The 17,887-nt window shown below is 66.7% G+C and carries 12 protein-coding genes and 1 tRNA gene; all 13 read left to right on the top strand.

The genetic code is table 11. The features are described 5' to 3' along the window. Positions 1-222: 222 nt before the first annotated feature. The 13 genes from OXS27_RS19480 to OXS27_RS19540 all read left to right on the top strand — a co-directional run bounded on the left by OXS27_RS19480 (position 223) and on the right by OXS27_RS19540 (position 17,874). Positions 223-1,113: a hypothetical protein gene (locus OXS27_RS19480; RefSeq protein WP_267358312.1), complete on the top strand. Its 891-nt coding sequence runs from the start codon at positions 223-225 to the stop codon at positions 1,111-1,113. Between the two features lie 65 nt (positions 1,114-1,178). After that, positions 1,179-1,255: transfer RNA gene (locus OXS27_RS19485), tRNA-Trp, on the top strand. 180 nt (positions 1,256-1,435) lie between these two features. Then, positions 1,436-1,732, top strand: a complete 297-nt coding sequence (gene secE, locus OXS27_RS19490; protein ID WP_243923916.1) for a preprotein translocase subunit SecE — start codon at positions 1,436-1,438, stop codon at positions 1,730-1,732. 57 nt (positions 1,733-1,789) lie between these two features. Next, a complete protein-coding gene (gene nusG / locus OXS27_RS19495; RefSeq protein ID WP_243923914.1) occupies positions 1,790-2,323 on the top strand; it encodes a transcription termination/antitermination protein NusG in 534 nt (177 codons plus the stop codon). A gap of 217 nt (positions 2,324-2,540) precedes the next feature. Beyond that, entirely contained in the window at positions 2,541-2,990 is a 450-nt protein-coding gene (gene rplK / locus OXS27_RS19500) for a 50S ribosomal protein L11 (protein ID WP_043385646.1), read from the top strand. An 11-nt stretch (positions 2,991-3,001) separates the two neighbouring features. Next, the gene (gene rplA / locus OXS27_RS19505; protein ID WP_243923912.1) at positions 3,002-3,700 is read left to right on the top strand and encodes a 50S ribosomal protein L1; all 699 of its coding nucleotides are present in this window, start codon (positions 3,002-3,004) and stop codon (positions 3,698-3,700) included. A gap of 135 nt (positions 3,701-3,835) precedes the next feature. Then, positions 3,836-5,479, top strand: coding sequence for a B12-binding domain-containing radical SAM protein (locus tag OXS27_RS19510; protein ID WP_267358313.1), 1,644 nt, complete (start codon positions 3,836-3,838; stop codon positions 5,477-5,479). A 529-nt stretch (positions 5,480-6,008) separates the two neighbouring features. Continuing rightward, positions 6,009-6,527 carry a 50S ribosomal protein L10 gene (rplJ, locus tag OXS27_RS19515; protein WP_243923909.1) on the top strand — a complete coding sequence of 173 codons (519 nt, stop codon included), beginning with the start codon at positions 6,009-6,011 and terminating at the stop codon, positions 6,525-6,527. A gap of 49 nt (positions 6,528-6,576) precedes the next feature. Further along, positions 6,577-6,954: a 50S ribosomal protein L7/L12 gene (gene rplL, locus OXS27_RS19520; RefSeq protein ID WP_243923907.1), complete on the top strand. Its 378-nt coding sequence runs from the start codon at positions 6,577-6,579 to the stop codon at positions 6,952-6,954. Between the two features lie 247 nt (positions 6,955-7,201). After that, complete coding sequence (rpoB, locus tag OXS27_RS19525; RefSeq protein WP_267358314.1) at positions 7,202-11,326, top strand: DNA-directed RNA polymerase subunit beta; 4,125 nt, start codon at positions 7,202-7,204, stop codon at positions 11,324-11,326. A 178-nt stretch (positions 11,327-11,504) separates the two neighbouring features. Then, positions 11,505-15,713, top strand: coding sequence for a DNA-directed RNA polymerase subunit beta' (gene rpoC, locus OXS27_RS19530; protein ID WP_243923903.1), 4,209 nt, complete (start codon positions 11,505-11,507; stop codon positions 15,711-15,713). A gap of 267 nt (positions 15,714-15,980) precedes the next feature. Continuing rightward, positions 15,981-17,078 carry a cell wall hydrolase gene (locus OXS27_RS19535; protein ID WP_267358360.1) on the top strand — a complete coding sequence of 366 codons (1,098 nt, stop codon included), beginning with the start codon at positions 15,981-15,983 and terminating at the stop codon, positions 17,076-17,078. Positions 17,079-17,289: 211 nt separating this feature from the next. After that, positions 17,290-17,874, top strand: coding sequence for a hypothetical protein (locus tag OXS27_RS19540; RefSeq protein WP_243923901.1), 585 nt, complete (start codon positions 17,290-17,292; stop codon positions 17,872-17,874). The last annotated feature ends 13 nt before the right edge of the window (positions 17,875-17,887 follow it).

Here is a 17,887-nt window from a genome sequence, read left to right on the forward strand (position 1 = left end):
AAGGCTGCGCGAGCGCGTCACGACAAAAACTTGAGACCCTGCCCGATCGCATTACGACCGGGCAGGGCTCGACGGACCGGTGCACCGCGCGCCGGGCCACAAGCATCCCGCCGTCTCGCACGCGGGCGTCGACCCAGATCGATGTGACTCACGCCGGCCTTCGTCTTGACGGAGCGCCGGCGTTGCTTTGTCCTGTCTCCGCCTGGTCTTGGGGAGACTCGGATGTCGGTCGGTTCCATTCTTCGGCCTGGGTGTTTCGCGGCCCTGATCTGTGTGGGAGCGGCGGTTCTGACCGGCGCGGCCTGGGGTGATGCGTTGACCGATGGGCGCTTTCGTGCGGAGGTTGCCGCACTGATCCGTGACCTCCGGCCAGGGGTGAAGGTCCTCCTCGAGGCGGATCCGGCGCAGCTCAGCGTCGGCACGAAGACGATCGATCTGACGAACCTGTATCAGCGCGTCGACGGCCTCTCCGAGCCCGGGCGCCGGCATGAGGTCGAGGAATTCCTCGCCGTCGCTTTGGCGAAGGCCGCCCCCGCGCCGGATACGGGCGACTTCGCGACGATCCGGTCGCGCCTGCGGCCGCAACTCGTACCGGACGAGATCCTCCAGCAATACACGATGCTCGCGCATCGTCGGTTTTCCGAGACGCTGCACGTGGTCTACGTGCTCGACGAGCCGAATCGCTATCAGTACGTGACCCGCGAGATGCTTGCGGGCTGGCAGATCGATCCTGCACAGGTGGAGACGACGGCCGTCGCGAACTTGGCAGCCACGTCGAAGGATGCGCCGTTCGAACTGGTGCTCGGGGACGGTGCGCCCCTGTTTGCCATGGCCAATCCGGGCGACGACTTCGCCATCGCGCGGCTGCTCGTACCTCCTTATCTCAACGAGATCCGGAGCGCCCTAAAGACAGACAGCATCACGCTGGCCGGACCGACCCGCAACCTGCTCCTCGCATGGCCGTCCGGCAGCCCGGCGCGGCGCGCGTTGGCCGCGGAGGCCACGCGTTACCTGCGCACGGGCCCGTACGGCCGCAGCGACGAACTGTTCCGCTTCGATGGCCGCCACCTCCGGCCCCTGAACACGATGGAGCGGGCCGATCACGGCCGGTGATTTGCGGCGGCCGCTGGCCGAACCCCTTGCAAGCCGAGCCGCGATGAGGCATTGGGCGGTGCGCTAGGAGTGTAGCTCAACTGGTCAGAGCGCCGGTCTCCAAAACCGGAGGTTGCGGGTTCGAGTCCCTCCACTCCTGCCAGACATCCTGCCCGATCCCACGCAGCGGCCCGGTCGACAAGCCGGCGGAGTTGCGTTAGAGCGGGCGAAATCCGAGATCTGAAGCGACCGTCGGTGCGGGCCCATCCGGGTCCTCGGCGCCGTCATTCGTGTTCCCGGAGCGGTCTCTGCCCGGGGCCGAACACGCACAGACACTGGCGCCATGGCATCGAACGAAGCGACCAAGAAGGTGGACCTGGTGCGCGGCGCGGCCCGCGGCCCCGCGAACCCGCCGCCGGCCCGTCCGACGACGCCAGTTCGTGCGCCGCAGAAGCGCGCTACGCCGGGCGAGTTCTTCGCCCAGGTTCGCGACGAGGCTCGCAAGGTCACGTGGCCGTCCCGCCGGGAAACCACCATCACGACCATCATGGTGTTCGTGATGGTGGTGGTCGCAAGCCTGTTCTTCACGGTGGTGGATCAGGCCCTGCGCTTCGTCGTCGGCCTGATCCTGGGCCTCTGAGACCGGGCACCATCGGACGAGGGAGACCTCGCAGACGTATCGGAGTTGAACGGAACCGTGTCGAAGCGCTGGTACATCGTCCACGCCTACTCGAACTTCGAGAACAAGGTCGCGCAGTCCATCAAGGACCAGGCGGCCCAGCGCGGGCTGTCCGAGCTGTTCGACGAGGTGATGGTCCCGATCGAGAAGGTCGTGGAGGTGCGCCGCGGCCGGAAGGTCGATGCCGAGCGCAAGTTCTTCCCCGGCTACGTGCTGGTGAAGTGCGACCTCACCGACGAGGTCTACCACCTGATCAAGAACACCCCGAAGGTCACGGGCTTCCTGGGCGCCGACAAGTCGAAGCCGGTTCCGATCCCCGACTCCGAGGCCGAGCGGATCAAGGGGCAGGTCGCCGAGGGCGTCGACCGGCCGAAGCCCTCCGTGTCGTTCGAGATCGGCGAGACCGTCCGGGTCGCCGATGGCCCGTTCGCCAGCTTCAACGGCACCGTCGAGGAGATCGACGAGGCTCGCTCCCGCCTCAAGGTGGCCGTGTCGATCTTCGGCCGCGCCACGCCGGTGGAGCTCGAATACGCCCAGGTCGAGAAGGCCTGAGCCTCCTGGTTTCGGCGGCCCTCCGGCCGCCCGCCTTTCCCGGTCGTCGCTGAGCGGCAGCCGAGAAGCCGCCGCACCTCGCTAGGGATGCGGCACCATCCGCGGGAGATCCGCCCGGCCTCGCCTCCGGGATCAACGGTTCGCACCGCGAGCTGCAACCGTCCGACCCGCCGCGCTTCAGGCTGCGTGGGGGCGGATTATCATTGGGAGCAGTCCCATGGCGAAGAAGATCACGGGTTACGTGAAGCTTCAGGTCCCGGCCGGCGCGGCGAACCCGTCGCCGCCGATCGGCCCCGCGCTCGGTCAGCGCGGCCTCAACATCATGGAATTCTGCAAGGCCTTCAACGCGAAGACCGCGCAGATGGAGAAGGGCACCCCGATTCCGGTGATCATCACCGCGTATCAGGACCGCTCCTTCACCTTCGAGATGAAGCAGCCCCCGGTCACCTTCTTCCTGAAGAAGGCCGTCGGCTTGAAGATCGGCAAGAAGCCGGCCTCCGGCTCCAAGACCCCGGGCAAGGGTCCGACCGTCGGCAAGATCTCCGAGGCGCAGCTCCGCGAGATCGCCGAGAAGAAGATGCCCGACCTCAACTGCGACTCGATCGAGTCGGCCGTTGCCATGATCCGCGGCTCTGCCCGGGCCATGGGCCTTGAAGTCACGGCCTGAGGGAGGACATCATGGCTAAGGAAGGCAAGCGCATCCGCGCCGCCCGCGAGGGCATCGAAGTCACCAAGCTCTATCCCCTCGACGAGGCGATCAAGCTGGTGAAAGAGCGGGCGACCGCGAAGTTCGACGAGACCGTCGAGGTCTCCATGAACCTCGGCGTCGATCCCCGTCACGCCGACCAGATGGTCCGCGGCGTCTGCAACCTGCCGAACGGCTCCGGCCGGACGGTGCGCGTTGCGGTCTTCGCCCGGGGCGCCAAGGCGGACGACGCCAAGGCCGCCGGTGCCGACATCGTCGGCGCCGAGGATCTCCTGGAGATCGTGCAGAGCGGCAAGATCGAGTTCGATCGCTGCATCGCCACCCCGGACATGATGCCGCTGGTCGGTCGTCTCGGTAAGGTGCTGGGCCCGCGCGGCCTGATGCCGAACCCGAAGGTCGGCACCGTCACCATGGACGTGAAGAGCGCCGTCGCCGGTGCCAAGGGAGGCTCGGTCGAGTTCCGCGTCGAGAAGGCCGGCATTGTCCATGCCGGCGTCGGCAAGGTCTCGTTCGACGCCGACAAGCTCGTCGAGAACATCAAGGCGTTCGCGGACGCGGTCGCCAAGGCCAAGCCCGCGGGTGCCAAGGGCACCTACGTCCAGCGCATCGCCGTCACCTCGACGATGGGCCCGGGCGTGAAGGTCGAGCCGAACACCGTGCTCACCGCCTGACACCAGGCGAATCGTCCACGCTACGGAGCGCCCGGCCGGAACGGCCGGGCGTTTTTTCGTTGTCGATGCCCCCTCACGTCATTCTCAACCACGAAGGGGGGCGCCAAGCCGCACGGCTGTGCTAGATAAGCCGCCATGCGATGCACCCTGACGGTTTCCTCCAAGCGACGCATCCTGTGCGTCTTCCCGGCTTACACCCCGTCCTTCGGGACGTTCTCCCACGCCTACCCGCTGATGGGCGGGGTCAAGGCGTTCATGCCGCCGCAAGGCCTGCTGCTGATCGCGGCCTATATGCCGGAGGCTTGGGAATGCCGGTTCATCGATGAGAATATCCGCCGCGCGGGCCCGGCCGATTTCGCCTGGGCCGATGCGGTGTTCGTCTCCGGCATGCACATCCAGGAGCCGCAGATCCACGACATCCGCGACCGCGCCCGCGCGGCCGGCAAGGTCACGGCGCTCGGCGGCCCCTCGGTCTCGGGCGCCCCGGAGAAGTACCGCGACTTCGACTATCTCCATATCGGCGAGATCGGCGACGCGACCGACCAGCTCATCGCGCGCCTCGACGTCGACCTGACGCCGCCCCCCGCCCAGGTGGTGCTGGAGACCAAGGACCGGCTCGCCCTCTCGGATTTCCCGGCCCCGGCCTACGAGGCGGCACCGCTCAAGCGCTACCTGATCGGCTCGCTGCAATTCTCCTCGGGCTGCCCGTATCGCTGCGAGTTCTGCGACATCCCGCAGCTCTACGGCCGCCAGCCGCGCCTGAAGAGCCCGGAGCAGATGTGCGCCGAGCTCGACGCGATCATCAGCCAGCCGGGCCACCCGGCGGTGGTCTACTTCGTGGACGACAACTTCATCGCCAACCGCAAGGCGACCCGCGAGATGCTGCCGCACCTCGTGGCGTGGCAGAAGAAGAACGATTACCCGCTCCAGTTCGCCTGCGAGGCGACGCTGAACATGGCCAAACAGCCCGAGATCCTCGAGCTGATGCGGCAGGCGAACTTCATGACCGTGTTCGTCGGGATCGAGACCCCGGAGACGGAGGCGCTCAAGGGGATCGACAAAACCCACAACGCCGCCGTGCCGATGTACGAGGCGATCGAGACGCTCAATTCCTACGGGCTGGAGGTGACCTCGGGCATCATCCTGGGGCTCGATTCCGACAGCGACGAATCCGAGCAGAACCTGATCGACTTCATCGACCGCTCGGCCATCCCGGTCCTCACCATCAACCTGCTCCAGGCCCTGCCCAAGACGCCGCTCTGGGATCGGCTGCAGCGTGAGGGCCGGCTCCTGCACGATGCCAGCCTGGAATCGAACGTCCTGTTCAAGCGCCCCCACGATTCCGTGGTCAGCAGCTGGCGCCGGGCGATCGCGCACGCCTACGAGCCCGAAAAAATCTTCGAGCGGTTCAAGCATCAGTGCGCGGTGACCTACCCGAACCGAATCAAGACGCCGACCGCCGGCAAGCTGACCTTCACCAACCTGCGCCGCGGTCTGATCCTCGGCTTCAACATCATCACGCGGGTCGGGATGTTTTCGGATTACCGCAAGCCGTTCTGGAGCGCGGCGGGCTATGCCCTGAAGCGCGGTCAGATCGAGGCGGTGTTCAATATGGGCTTCGTGGCCCACCACCTGATCCGCTTCACCCGCGAGGCCCTGCGCGGCGAGCACAACGCCTCGTTCTACGCCGCCAAGGCCGCTGAGGCGAAGGAGGCCCGCGACCGGAGCTGGTGGGAGTCGGCAAGGCGGAAGCTGGCGCCGGAGCGGGAGGCGGCGTAGCCCGAGCGCGCGTCGAGTGATGCAATCGCAGCAGGGCTCCTCGACAAGCCCTTGCCTGCGGCGGAAAAGTCGCGCTTCGGCTCTTGGCAGGCGGCTTGCTAGGCTCTATACACCGCGCTTCACGCATTTATCCTCATGGAAGGAAACGGCCGATTGGCCGGTTTCCGCTCGAAATGTTGCCCGGGCAACCGGGTGGCACTGGCCGGCAGGATCCAGAGGGCATCACGCCCCGCGGAGCCTCGTCCGGCCATGTCCTGTCCGAGACTGCAGGCGCCGGTTCGCCGGCTTAATCCGCCAGCCTGCACAGACGGGGAAGACCGAATTCGAAACGCCTCGCCACGGCTCAGGCTGCGGAGGGGTATCGGTTTGAACCAACTCACCCGAAGCGACCCCTCAGGGGCACGTGCGGGGACAGGGCCGCGAAGCGTCGTTCGGACGTTCCCGGTCTTTCGAAGGCCGAGACCACGTCCGGGCGGCATGTGCAACCGGCGGGCCCGATTTTCGGGTTCCGCCAACCGGAGAGAGCCCAGTGGACCGGACAGCAAAAGCTGACCTCGTCTCGACGCTCAACGGCGTGTTCAATCAGAGCGCCGTCGTCGTCGTGGCCCACTACAAGGGCCTCACGGTCGCCGACATGCAGAAGCTGCGTTCGCAGATGAAGCAGGCCGGCGCCACCGTGAAGGTCGCCAAGAACAGCCTCGCCGGCATCGCACTCGATGGTACGGACGTCGCCTCCATCAAGCCGCTCCTGAAGGGCCCGACCCTGCTCGCCTATTCTGGCGATCCGGTCGCAGCAGCCAAGGTCGCGGTGGATTTCGCCAAGACGAACGACAAGCTCGTGATTCTCGGCGGCGCAATGGGCGCGACAACCCTGAACCCGGACGGCGTGAAGGCCCTCGCCTCGCTCCCGTCCCTCGACGAACTGCGCGCCAAGATCGTGGGCCTCGTACAGGCGCCCGCGACCAAGATCGCCCAGGTCGTCAATGCGCCGGCGGCCAAGCTCGCCCGCGTGTTCGGGGCCTATGCCACCAAGGACGAGGCCGCCTGAGGGCCTTCAAAAACCCTTCGTTCGAACCGATATCTGAGAGGAATTCACAATGGCTGATCTTGCCAAGCTCGTCGACGACCTGTCCTCGCTGACCGTTCTCGAGGCTGCCGACCTGGCCAAGATGCTCGAAGAGAAGTGGGGCGTCTCGGCCGCCGCTGCCGTCGCCGTGGCTGCTGGCCCGGCCGCCGGTGGTGGCGCCGCTGCCGTCGAGGAGCAGACCGAGTTCACGGTCGTTCTCACCGCCGCTGGCGACAAGAAGATCGAGGTCATCAAGGAGGTCCGCGCGATCACCGGCCTCGGCCTCAAGGAAGCCAAGGACCTGGTCGAGGGCGCGCCCAAGCCGGTCAAGGAAGCCGTCACCAAGGACGAGGCCGAGAAGCTCAAGGCCCAGCTCGAGAAGGCTGGCGCCAAGGTCGAGCTCAAGTAAGGCGACGATGGGCCGGTCCCGGCCCATCACCTCACGGAGGTCCGTTCCGGGCCTGTCGTGACCGAAGCCCGCGGGCGCTGCGCCCGCGGGCTTTAGGCCGCTTCGGCGGATGGTCCCGGAAGGGACCGAGAACGAGATTCGGTTCGGTGGCGCGGCTCGGCGGGGCGCGCGTCACGGCCCGGTGCGGGAGGTCCCTTCGCGGGAACGCTTCCCCGGGCGCGAGGCACGCGGGTAGGAGCGAGGTCACATGGCCAACACGCTGGTCGGTCGCAAGCGCATTCGGAAGTTCTTCGGCAAGATCAAGGAAGTTGCCGAGATGCCGAACCTCATCGAGGTTCAGAAGGCGTCCTACGACCAGTTCCTGATGGTCGACGAGCCCGAAGGCGGGCGCGGCGACGAGGGGCTGCAGAGCGTGTTCAAGTCGGTGTTCCCGATCTCCGACTTCGCCGCCACGGCCCTCTTGGAATTCGTCCGCTACACCTTCGAGCAGCCGAAATACGACGTCGACGAGTGCCGTCAGCGCGGCATCACCTTTGCGGCGCCGCTGAAGGTGACGCTCCGCCTGATCGTGTTCGATGTCGATCCCGACACCCAGGCCAAGTCGGTCAAGGACATCAAGGAGCAGGACGTCTACATGGGCGACATGCCCCTGATGACGGAGAACGGCACCTTCATCGTCAACGGCACCGAGCGCGTCATCGTCTCGCAGATGCATCGCTCGCCGGGCGTGTTCTTCGACCACGACAAGGGCAAGACCCACTCGTCGGGCAAGCTCCTGTTCGCCGCCCGCATCATCCCGTATCGGGGCTCCTGGCTCGATGTCGAGTTCGACGCCAAGGACATCGTGCATGTCCGCATCGACCGGAAGCGCAAGCTGCCGGCGACGTCGCTGCTCTACGCCCTCGGCCTGGACGGCGAGGAGATCCTGTCGACCTTCTACAACCGCGTCGTCTACGACCGGGATGGTGCCGAGTGGCGCGTGCCGTTCGATGCCGAGCGCATGAAGGGCATGAAGGCGACCATCGACCTGATCGACGCCGATTCCGGCGAGGTCGTGCTCGAGGCCGGCAAGAAGCTCAACGCCCGCAACGCCCGTCAGATCACCGACAAGGGCACCAAGTTCCTGAAGGCGACCGACGAGGATCTCGTCGGGCAGTACATCGCCGAGGATCTGGTCAACGCGCAGACCGGCGAAATATGGGCCGAGGCCGGCGAGGAGATCTCCGAGAAGCTCCTGAAGAGCCTCGAGGATGTCGGCAGCACCGAGCTGCCGGTGCTCGACATCGACCACGTCAATGTCGGTCCCTACATCCGCAACACCCTGGCGGTGGACAAGAATTCCGGCCGCGAGGGCGCGCTGTTCGACATCTACCGGGTCATGCGCCCGGGCGAGCCGCCGACCCTCGATACCGCCGAGGCGATGTTCCACTCGCTGTTCTTCGATTCCGAGCGTTACGACCTCTCGGCGGTCGGCCGCGTGAAGATGAACATGCGGCTCGACCTCGACGCCGCCGACACGGTCCGCACCCTCCGCAAGGAGGACATGCTGGCCGTGGTCAAGGCGCTGGTCGAGCTGCGCGACGGCAAGGGTGAAGTCGACGACATCGACCACCTCGGCAACCGCCGCGTCCGCTCGGTCGGCGAGCTGATGGAGAACCAGTACCGCCTGGGCCTCCTGCGCATGGAGCGCGCCATCCGCGAGCGCATGAGCCAGGTCGATATCGACACGGTCATGCCGCAGGATCTGATCAACGCGAAGCCCGCGGCCGCGGCCGTGCGCGAGTTCTTCGGCTCGTCGCAGCTGTCGCAGTTCATGGATCAGACCAATCCGCTGTCCGAGGTGACGCACAAGCGCCGCCTCTCGGCGCTTGGCCCGGGCGGTCTGACCCGCGAGCGCGCCGGCTTCGAGGTGCGCGACGTGCACCCGACCCACTATGGCCGGATCTGCCCGATCGAGACGCCGGAAGGCCCGAACATCGGCCTGATCAACTCCCTGGCGACCTTCGCCCGGGTCAACAAGTACGGCTTCATCGAGACCCCGTTCCGCCGCGTCCGCGACGGCGTGGTCACCAACGAGGTCGCCTACCTGTCGGCCATGGAGGAGGCGAAGTACTACGTCGCCCAGGCCAACGCCCAGATGGACGAGAACAAGAAGCTGACGGAGGACCTCGTGGTTTGCCGCCGGGCCGGCGACGTGATCGTCGTGGGGCCCGAGCGCGTCGACCTCATGGACGTCTCGCCCAAGCAGCTCGTCTCGGTCGCCGCGGCACTGATCCCGTTCCTCGAGAACGACGACGCCAACCGCGCGCTGATGGGCTCGAACATGCAGCGGCAGGCGGTGCCGCTGGTCCGCGCCGACGCCCCGTTCGTGGGCACCGGCATGGAGGCGGTGGTCGCCCGGGATTCCGGCGCTGCCATCGCGGCGCGCCGGGCCGGCATCATCGATCAGGTCGATGCCACCCGTATCGTCATCCGCGCCACGGAAGAGGCCGACGCCAACAAGCCGGGCGTCGACATCTACCGCCTGCAGAAGTTCCAGCGCTCCAACCAGTCGACCTGCATCACGCAGAAGCCGCTGGTCCGCGTCGGCGAGTTCGTGAAGAAGGGCGAGATCATCGCCGACGGTCCTTCGACCGAGTTCGGTGAGCTGGCGCTCGGCCGGAACGTGCTCGTCGCGTTCATGCCGTGGAACGGCTACAACTTCGAGGACTCGATCCTGCTCTCCGAGCGGATCGTGAAGGATGACGTGTTCACCTCGATCCACATCGAGGAGTTCGAGGTGATGGCCCGCGACACCAAGCTCGGGCCGGAGGAAATCACCCGCGACATCCCGAACGTCTCCGAGGAAGCGCTCAAGAACCTCGACGAGGCCGGCATCGTCTATATCGGTGCCGAGGTGAATGCCGGCGACATCCTCGTCGGCAAGATCACCCCGAAGGGCGAGAGCCCGATGACGCCGGAGGAGAAGCTGCTCCGCGCCATCTTCGGCGAGAAGGCCTCGGACGTGCGCGACACCTCGCTGCGGGTGCCGCCGGGCGTCACCGGCACGATCGTCGAGGTCCGGGTGTTCAACCGCCACGGCGTCGACAAGGACGAGCGCGCGCAGGCGATCGAGCGCGAGGAGATCGAGCGGCTCGCGAAGGACCGCGACGACGAGCAGGCGATCCTCGACCGCAACACCTACGCCCGTCTGGCGGATGTGCTGATCGGTCAGGCGCCGGTGGCCGGCCCGAAGGGCTTCAAGAAGGACACCACGCTCACCCGCGAGCTGATCAACGACTACCCGCGCTCGCAATGGTGGCAGTTCGCCGTCATCGAAGACCGTCTCATGACCGAGATGGAGGCGATGCAGAAGCAGTACGACGAGTCGAAGAAGCGCCTCGAGCAGCGCTTCCTCGACAAGGTCGAGAAGCTGCAGCGCGGTGACGAGCTGCCTCCGGGCGTCATGAAGATGGTCAAGGTCTTCGTGGCGGTGAAGCGCAAGATCCAGCCGGGCGACAAGATGGCCGGCCGTCACGGCAACAAGGGTGTCGTGTCGCGGATCGTGCCGATCGAGGACATGCCGTTCCTTGAGGACGGGACCCATGCCGACATCGTGCTCAACCCGCTGGGCGTGCCCTCGCGCATGAACGTCGGTCAGATCCTGGAGACCCATCTGGGCTGGGCAGCTGCGGGCCTGGGTCGCAAGGTATCCAAGGCGGTGGATGCCTATCTGAAGTCGCACGACATCGCGCCGCTGCGTCAGGAGATGGAGGCGATCTACTCCCCGGGTGAGCTCGACGGCCTGACGGACGAGGAGTTAGCCGAGGCCGGCAACAATGTCCGCCGCGGCGTGCCGATGGCGACCCCGGTGTTCAACGGCGCCAAGGAAGCCGACATCGAGCAGATGCTGGAGATGGCCGGGCTTGATCGCTCGGCGCAGTCGACGCTCTATGACGGGCGGACCGGCGAGTCCTTCGACCGCAAGGTGACGATGGGCTACATCTACATGCTGAAGCTGCACCACCTGGTGGACGACAAGATCCACGCCCGGTCGATCGGCCCGTACTCGCTCGTTACCCAGCAGCCGCTGGGCGGCAAGGCGCAGTTCGGCGGTCAGCGCTTCGGCGAGATGGAGGTCTGGGCGCTGGAAGCCTACGGCGCGGCCTACACGCTGCAGGAGATGCTCACGGTGAAGTCGGACGACGTGGCCGGCCGCACCAAGGTCTACGAGGCGATCGTCCGCGGCGACGACACGTTCGAGGCCGGCATCCCCGAATCGTTCAACGTGCTCGTCAAGGAGATGCGCTCGCTCGGCCTCAACGTCGAGCTGACGTCCTCGAAGAAGGCCGCGAACGACCAGCTCGAGCCGCCGGCCGACGCGGCCGAGTAAGCCAGTCGCAAAAACCTCCCGTGGCGGTGGAGATCACCGCCGCCACGGTCGAGCAGGAAGGGGAGGGGCCTTCCGGGTTTGACGACGGTGAGCAGCGCCCGTGCGGGGTGCGGCGCCGGACCTTTTTCAGGACACGACGGCCCGGCGCGGGGCCCTCGGCGTCAACAAGGAGCGGATCATGAACCAAGAGGTCATGAACCTTTTCAACCAGCAGGCCACACCGGTCAGCTTCGACCAGATCAAGATCTCGATCTCGTCCCCGGAGAAGATCCTCTCCTGGTCGTACGGCGAGATCAAGAAGCCCGAGACGATCAACTACCGGACCTTCAAGCCCGAGCGCGACGGCCTGTTCTGCGCGCGCATCTTCGGGCCGATCAAGGATTATGAGTGCTTGTGCGGCAAGTACAAGCGCATGAAGTACAAGGGCGTCATCTGCGAGAAGTGCGGCGTCGAAGTCACCCTGGCGCGCGTCCGGCGTGACCGCATGGGCCATATCGAGCTGGCCGCCCCGGTCGCGCATATCTGGTTCCTGAAGTCGCTGCCGAGCCGCATCGGCCTGCTGCTCGACATGGCGCTCAAGGACCTTGAGCGGATCCTGTACTTCGAGTCCTACTGCGTCATCGAGCCCGGCCTCACCCCCCTGAAGGAGCGTCAGCTCCTGTCGGAGGAGGAGTACCTGCGCGCCCAGGAGGAGTACGGCGAGGACACCTTCACCGCCATGATCGGCGCCGAGGCCATCCGGCGCATCCTGCAGGAGCTCGACCTCGACAAGATCGCCAACGATCTGCGTGAGGAGATTGCGGTCACGACTTCGGAGCTGAAGCCCAAGAAGCTCCTGAAGCGTCTCAAGATCATCGAGGCCTTCCAGATGTCCGGCAACAAGCCGGAATGGATGATCCTCACGGTTGTGCCTGTGATCCCGCCGGACCTGCGCCCGCTGGTCCCGCTGGATGGCGGCCGCTTCGCGACCTCCGATCTGAACGACTTGTATCGCCGCGTCATCAACCGCAACAACCGGCTGAAGCGGCTGATCGAGCTGCGCGCCCCCGACATCATCATCCGCAACGAGAAGCGGATGCTGCAGGAAGCGGTGGACGCGCTGTTCGACAACGGCCGTCGCGGCCGCGTCATCACGGGTGCCAACAAGCGCCCGCTGAAGTCGCTCGCCGACATGCTGAAGGGCAAGCAGGGCCGGTTCCGTCAGAACCTGCTCGGCAAGCGCGTCGATTACTCGGGCCGTTCGGTCATCGTGGTCGGTCCGGAGCTGAAGCTGCACCAGTGCGGCCTGCCCAAGAAGATGGCGCTGGAGCTGTTCAAGCCGTTCATCTACGCGCGCCTCGACGCCAAGGGCTTTTCCGCCACGGTGAAGCAGGCGAAGAAGCTCGTTGAAAAAGAAAAGCCGGAGGTCTGGGACATCCTCGATGAGGTGATCCGCGAGCACCCGGTGATGCTGAACCGCGCACCGACGCTCCACCGTCTGGGCATCCAGGCGTTCGAGCCGAAGCTGATCGAGGGCAAGGCGATCCAGCTGCACCCGCTGGTCTGCGCCGCGTTCAACGCCGACTTCGACGGCGACCAGATGGCCGTGCACGTCCCGCTGTCGCTCGAGGCGCAGCTGGAAGCCCGCGTCCTGATGATGTCGACCAACAACATCCTGCACCCGGCCAACGGTCAGCCGATCATCGTGCCGTCGCAGGATATCGTGCTCGGCCTCTACTACCTGTCGATCGTGGCCGAGGGCCTGCCGGGCGCGTTCCAGGCGGACAACCCCAAGAACCCGATGCAGGGCGTCTATGGCGACATGGGCGAACTCGAGCACGCGCTCGCCGCCAAGGCCGTGTCGCTGCACACCAAGATCAAGTGGCGCTGGACCGGCATCGGTCCGGACAACCAGCCGCTGACCAAGACCTACGAGACCACCCCGGGCCGGGTGATCCTGTCCGGCGCCCTGCCGAAGCACGCCAAGGTGCCCTTCGACGTCGTCAACAAGCTGATGACCAAGAAGGAGATCTCGGCGATGATCGACACCGTCTACCGCCACTGCGGTCAGAAGGAGTCGGTGATCTTCTGTGATCGGATCATGGCGCTCGGCTTCAACCACGCGTTCAAGGCCGGCATCTCGTTCGGCAAGGACGACATGGTCGTGCCGGACAACAAGTGGTCGATCGTCGACACCACCCGCGCGCTCGTGAAGGATTACGAGCAGCAGTACAACGACGGCCTGATCACCCAGGGCGAGAAGTACAACAAGGTCGTCGATGCCTGGGCCAAGTGCTCGGACAAGCTGGCGGCTGAGATGATGGGCCGGATCTCCGCCGTCCAGAAGGACGAGAACGGAGCCGACAAGCAGATCAACTCGATCTACATGATGAGCCACTCGGGTGCCCGTGGCTCGCCCGCCCAGATGAAGCAGCTCGCGGCGATGCGCGGCCTCATGGCCAAGCCGTCGGGCGAGATCATCGAGACTCCGATCATCTCGAACTTCAAGGAAGGCCTGGACGTTCTGGAGTACTTCAACTCCACGCACGGTGCCCGTAAGGGCCTGGCCGACACCGCTCTGAAGACCGCCAATTCCGGCTACCTGACCCGCCGCCTCGTCGACGTGGCCCAGGACGCCGTGATCCGCGAGGTCGATTGCGGCACGACCAACGGCATCAAGATGCGCGCCATCGTGGATGCCGGTCAGGTCGTGGCGACGCTCGCCACCCGTATCCTGGGCCGCGCCACGGCCGAGGATCTGGTGGCCGCGGACGGCACGGTGATCGTCAAGACCGGCGAGACCATCGAGGAGCGGCACCTGCCGGCGATCAACGCCGCTGGCATCCAGGAGGTGAAGATCCGCTCGGTGCTGGTCTGCGCCACCCGGAGTGGCGTCTGCGCCACCTGCTACGGGCGCGATCTGGCCCGCGGCACGCCCGTCAACATGGGCGAGGCCGTCGGCGTCATCGCGGCGCAGTCGATCGGCGAGCCGGGCACGCAGCTCACGATGCGGACCTTCCACATCGGTGGTGCGGCCCAGATCGCCGACTCGTCGTTCATCGAGTCGAGCTTCGAGGGCACGATCAAGATCCGCAACCGCGCGATCGCCAAGAACTCCGATGGCGATCTGATCGCCACCGGTCGTAACGTGGCAGTCGTGATCATCGGGTCGGACGGGGTCGAGCGGGCGGTTCACCGCCTGCAATACGGCGCCAAGCTCCGGGTCGACGAGGGCGACAAGATCAAGCGCGGGCAGCGGATCGCCGAGTGGGATCCCTACACCCGTCCGATCCTCACCGAGGTCGATGGTCTCGTGGCCTACGAGGATCTGGTCGACGGCCAGTCCATGACCGAGACCACCGACGAATCGACCGGCATCGCCAAGCGCGTCGTCGTCGACTGGCGCGGGTCTGCCCGGACGTCGGACCTGAAGCCCGCGATGGTCGTCGTCGACAAGGAAGGCAAGGCGCTCAAGCTGCCCCGCGGCTCGGATGCCCGCTACTTCCTGCCGGTCGATGCCATCATCGGCTTCGATCCGGGTTCGAAGGTGAATGCCGGCGACATCCTGGCCCGCGTCTCGACCGACTCGGCCAAGACCCGCGACATCACCGGCGGTCTGCCGCGGGTGGCGGAGCTGTTCGAGGCACGGCGCCCGAAGGACGCGGCGATCATCGCCGAGAAGTCGGGCACCATCGCGTTCGGCCGCGACTACAAGAACAAGCGTCGGCTCACGCTGACGCCGCATGACGGCTCGGAGGCGGTCGAGTACCTGATCCCGAAGGGCAAGCACATCCACCTGCAGGACGGGGACGTGGTCGAGCTCGGCGACTACATCGTCGATGGAAACCCGGCCCCGCACGACATCCTGGCGATCAAGGGCGTGGAGGAACTCGCGGCCTACCTCGTCAACGAGATCCAGGAGGTCTACCGGCTGCAGGGCGTGTCGATCAACGACAAGCACATCGAGGTGATCGTCCGGCAGATGCTGCAGAAGGTCGAAGTGACCGATGGCGGCGATTCCGACATCCTCTCGGGCGACCAGATCGACCGCACGGAGCTGACCGAGTTCAACGACAAGCTGCTCGCCGAGGGCAAGAAGCCGATCCAGGGCGTTCCGGTCCTGCTCGGCATCACCAAGGCGTCGCTGCAGACGAAGTCGTTCATCTCGGCGGCCTCGTTCCAGGAGACGACCCGGGTGCTCACCGAGGCCGCGGTCAACGGCAAGGTCGACCATCTGGAAGGCCTGAAGGAGAACGTGATCGTCGGCTCGCTCATCCCGGCCGGCACGGGTTCGATGGTGGCGGATATCCGCGCCATCGCCCGCCGCCGCGACGCGATGATCCTGCAGCAGAAGCAGTTCGAGAGCGGCGCAATCCCGGTCGAGGAGCGTATGCCCGCCGCCGAGTGAGGCGACGCGCAGCATCGAGACGAGACAGGGCGGCCTTCGGGCCGCCCTTTTTCATGGTCGCGTCCGAACGGGACGGCGCCCGTGACGCGCGCTTAACCCAGCCTCAACCATACCGGGCGATAAATCCCGGGCGGCCGCAGAAACACCCCGGAGACGGGGAGGATCGGGCCCTTCGGGTTCTGTGAGTACGGGTCTGGCGTCGTGGGTACGAGACGAGGACGACGGGAATCGAGCCTGCGCTGGCTCTCGGCCGCGATGACCCCCTGGATGGTCGGGCTCGGCCTGCTGGTGTCGTTCACCGCCGATGCCGGCACGGAGAACGCCATCGGATCGAGCCGCCTCGGCCTTATCGATGCCGACACGGTCCCGCCCCTGCCGCCCGGCACGATGCTGATCGGCTCCGCCCTGCGCAGCCTCGGCGACGAGGCGCCCCGGGCGGTGTTCAAGGCCGGCGCCCACGTCTTCCCGGTGGTGCAGCGGGCGGGCAAGGGCAACCCGGCCCAGCCGCCGGCCGAGAGCTTCGCCCGCCGTGCCGTGAACCTCCGCGAGACCGGCGCCGCCCTGGTGTTCGGCGACGTCACAGGCAGCGTCAGCGGCGTGCTCACGCAAGGGGCCGCAATCTGGGACCCCGAATCCGAACCGGATGCCGCCTTCCTGCCGGTACCCGATCTCGGCCTGACCACGGGCGCCGGCAGCGCCGCCTCCACGGGCGCGGGGACGGCCGACCTGACCGAGGACGGCGATCCCGCGCGCTTCGACGGCTCGACCCCGCCGGTGCCCCGCGCCGTCGCCCTCTCGTCCACTACCCCGGCACCCGCCGACGCGATCCCCGTCGAGGTCGCGGCCGCCAGCCTCGCGCTGCCCGATTTCGCGATCCGCACCGAACGCCCCGACAGTGCCCAGCCCGTGCCCGAGGATGCCCGCCGGCGCTACGCCGACCTGATCGACCCGGAATCCCTCGACAAGGAGCAGCGCTGCCTGTCGGAAGCCGTCTATTTCGAGGCCCGCAGCGAGCCCGAGGCCGGGCAGGCCGCCGTCGCCCAAGTGGTGCTGAACCGCGTGAAGAGCGGCCTCTATCCCGCGAGCGTCTGCGGCGTCGTCTACCAGAACCGGCACCACTACATGGGCTGCCAGTTCTCCTTCGCCTGCGAGGGGAAGTCGCTCCGCATCACCGATGCCGGCGCGTGGGAATCCGCCACCCGCATCGCCCGTTCGGTGATCGAGGGCCGGACCTATCTGGCTGAGGTCGGCGCCGCCACTCATTACCACGCCGATTACGTGCGGCCGGGCTGGGCGCGTCGGCTGCGGAAGATGGACGTGATCGGCCGGCACATCTTCTATCAGCTCAAGGCCGGCCAGACCTGATCGGGCCGGGTCTGGATTTCATAAGAGATCCTGATGCGGATCCGAGCAATTCTACCTAGGTAAGCGACGGCTAAGCAGTCGAAACCAAGGGTTAATTTTACCTTCGTTCCCGATAATGCTTGCGCGCCAGGCAACGAGTCTGGCCTCTGGTACGTCGAGACGGGCGCCCTTTCGCGGCGCTGTCCAGCGTATTGCGTACCAGAGGAATTCCATGACCGCGCCGGTCGCCAGCACCCTCGTCCTCGCCGCCCTCGGCGGTCTGCTCCTCGCCGCGCCCGCCCAGGCCGGCGGCTGCTACGGCAGCGCCTGCTACCGCCACGTGGTCATGCCGCCGGTCTACGACACGGTGCAGGAGACCGTGCTGGTGCGCCCGTCGCGCACCGTCTACCGCACCGTCCCGCCGGTTTACGATACCGTGTCCGAGCAGGTGCTGGTCGCGCCGGGCGGCCGGTTCTGGCAGACGAGCCGCGGCCCCGGCGGCGAGCTGGTCGGCTGCTGGATCACCACGCCGCCGCGTTTCGCCATGCGCACCCGGACCGTGGTGGTGCGCCCGGCCCAGGCGATCCCCGAGACGATCCCGCCGGAATATGCCAGCGTGAGCCGGCGCGTCCGTGTGGCGCCCGCCCGGGCCGGATGGGTTCCGGTCGGCGGCGGCTATGGCGGCTACGCACCGGCCTCCTATGGCGGTCCGCTGATCGGCTCGATCCCGGATGCCGTGGGCATGACCGGCGCCAGCTCGTCGGATCTCGGCGTCGCCCTCGGCTTTACCTACGGCAGTCAGTACGAAGGGTACTGACCCCCACCTTGCC

Source organism: Methylobacterium sp. GC_Met_3 (genome assembly GCF_026540775.1).
GTDB lineage: Bacteria > Pseudomonadota > Alphaproteobacteria > Rhizobiales > Beijerinckiaceae > Methylobacterium.

Excerpts from the sequence above, each read along its gene's own strand:
- OXS27_RS19480 (WP_267358312.1), top strand. The coding sequence starts at position 223 with ATGTCGGTCGGTTCCATTCTTCGGCCTGGGTGTTTCGCGGCCCTGATC.
- secE (WP_243923916.1), top strand. The coding sequence starts at position 1,436 with ATGGCATCGAACGAAGCGACCAAGAAGGTGGACCTGGTGCGCGGCGCG.
- rplK (WP_043385646.1), top strand. The coding sequence starts at position 2,541 with ATGGCGAAGAAGATCACGGGTTACGTGAAGCTTCAGGTCCCGGCCGGC.
- rplA (WP_243923912.1), top strand. The coding sequence starts at position 3,002 with ATGGCTAAGGAAGGCAAGCGCATCCGCGCCGCCCGCGAGGGCATCGAA.
- OXS27_RS19510 (WP_267358313.1), top strand. The coding sequence starts at position 3,836 with ATGCGATGCACCCTGACGGTTTCCTCCAAGCGACGCATCCTGTGCGTC.
- rplL (WP_243923907.1), top strand. The coding sequence starts at position 6,577 with ATGGCTGATCTTGCCAAGCTCGTCGACGACCTGTCCTCGCTGACCGTT.
- rpoB (WP_267358314.1), top strand. The coding sequence starts at position 7,202 with ATGGCCAACACGCTGGTCGGTCGCAAGCGCATTCGGAAGTTCTTCGGC.
- rpoC (WP_243923903.1), top strand. The coding sequence starts at position 11,505 with ATGAACCAAGAGGTCATGAACCTTTTCAACCAGCAGGCCACACCGGTC.
- OXS27_RS19535 (WP_267358360.1), top strand. The coding sequence starts at position 15,981 with ATGGTCGGGCTCGGCCTGCTGGTGTCGTTCACCGCCGATGCCGGCACG.
- OXS27_RS19540 (WP_243923901.1), top strand. The coding sequence starts at position 17,290 with ATGACCGCGCCGGTCGCCAGCACCCTCGTCCTCGCCGCCCTCGGCGGT.